This is a genomic window from Finegoldia sp. P2-F-LR, assembly GCF_052932265.1.
This window is the reverse complement of record NZ_JBRFJF010000021.1, coordinates 1-2078: the sequence shown is the minus strand read 5'-3', so window position 1 is coordinate 2078 and position 2078 is coordinate 1. Positions and strand designations below refer to the sequence as shown.

Below are 2078 nucleotides of genomic sequence, written 5' to 3'. Positions count from 1 at the left end.
CATACGTAAATACATAGCGTATGGAGGCGAATGTTCTGAACTGAAACATCTAAGTAGGAACAAGAAAAGAAAGAAAACTCGATTCTCCAAGTAGCGGCGAGCGAACAGAGAACAGCCCATTAAAGTAAGACTAAACTGATAGACAAATCTTATGGAAAGAAGAACCAAAGAAAGTAACAGTCTTGTAGTCGAAATCAGAATAGAGACACTTTAAGAAGAGTACCACGGAGCACGTGAAATTCTGTGGGAAGATAGGGGGACCACCCCCTAAGGCTAAATACTACCTGGTGACCGATAGCGAATAGTACCGTGAGGGAAAGGTGAAAAGAACCCCGGGAGGGGAGTGAAACAGAACCTGAAACCTTGCGCCTACAAGCAGACAGAGGAAGAAGACTTCTAATGTCGTACTTTTTGTAGAACGGGCCAGCGAGTTACGATACGTAGCAAGATTAAACATTTAAGATGTGAAGTCGCAGGGAAACCGAGTCTTAATAGGGCGAAAGTTGCGTGTTGTAGACCCGAAACCGGGTGATCTATCCATGGGCAGAGTGAAGGTAAAGTAAAATTTACTGGAGGCTCGAACCGGGTAGCGTTTAAAAGCTATCGGATGACCTGTGGATAGGGGTGAAAAGCCAATCGAACTCGGATATAGCTGGTTCTCCTCGAAATAGCTTTAGGGCTAGCCTTGTTTTAGATTACAGGAGGTAGAGCACTGAATAGTCTAGGGGAAGTAATTCTACCGAAACTTATCAAACTCCGAATGCCTGAAAATCGATGAACAGGAGTCAGACCATGAGGGATAAGCTTCATAGTCAAAAGGGAAACAGCCCAGACCACCAGTTAAGGTCCCAAAATACAGATTAAGTGGGAAAGGATGTAATACTACTCAGACAACCAGGATGTTGGCTCAGAAGCAGCCATACATTTAAAGAGTGCGTAATAGCTCACTGGTCAAGTGGTAATGCGCCGAAGATGAACGGGGCTAAATCTGATACCGAAACTGTGGGATAGAAAAGCAATTATGCGAGAAGTATGAAGAAAAGTGATTAGGAAATATATCAACTAGTAAAGTAAGAGAGAAAGACATTAAATAAAACTATTAAACGATACAATTTCTAAAACACTTAACAACATACAACTGGCATAATAGCTTTTCTATCGGTAGAGGAGCGTTGTATATGAATTGAAGCAAAAAGCGTAAGCAATTGTGGATTATATACAAGTGAGAATGCTGGCATGAGTAGCGAAAAGGGATGTGAGAATCATCCCCGTCGAAAGCCCAAGGATTCCTGAGCAAGGCTCGTCCTCTCAGGGTAAGTCGGGACCTAAGGCGAGGCCGAAAGGCGTAGTCGATGGACAACAGGTAGAAATTCCTGTACTACAAGATTGTGATTGAGAGAAGTACTGACGCAGAAGGAAAAGTCGAGCGTGCTGATGGTTATGCACGTCCAAGTAACAAGCCAGAATATACAGGCAAATCCGTATATTCGTTAACGTAAGTTATCATGGGGAGCAGAAAGATGCGAAGCGACAGATTCAAACTGCCAAGAAAAGGTGCTATCGAATAATCTTGTACCCGTACCGCAAACCGACACAGGTAGGCAAGAAGAGAATTCTAAGACGCGCGGAAGAACCTTTGTTAAGGAACTCGGCAAAATAATCCCGTAAGTTAGCGAGAAGGGATGCCTAAGAAATTAGGTCGCAGAGAATAGGCCCAAGCGACTGTTTACCAAAAACACAAGTATCTGCTAAATCGAAAGATGAAGTATAGGTGCTGACACCTGCCCGGTGCTGGAAGGTCAAGGGGACTTGTTAGAGCAATCGAAGCAACGAACTTAAGCCCCAGTAAACGGCGGCCGTAACTATAACGGTCCTAAGGTAGCGAAATTCCTTGTCGGGTAAGTTCCGACCCGCACGAAAGGTGTAACGATTTGGGCGCTGTCTCAACAAAGGATCCGGTGAAATTGTAGTAGTCGTGAAGATGCGACTTACCCACGGTAGGACGGAAAGACCCCGTGGAGCTTTACTGCAGGTTGACATTGAATTTTGGGATTAAATGTACAGGATAGGTGGGAGAC

Annotated in this window: 1 rRNA gene; it reads left to right on the top strand. The window is 44.4% G+C overall.

Going from position 1 to position 2078, the window contains the following annotated elements:
• A 23S ribosomal RNA gene (locus ACU68W_RS09185) occupies nt 1-2078 on the top strand; the annotation flags it as partial.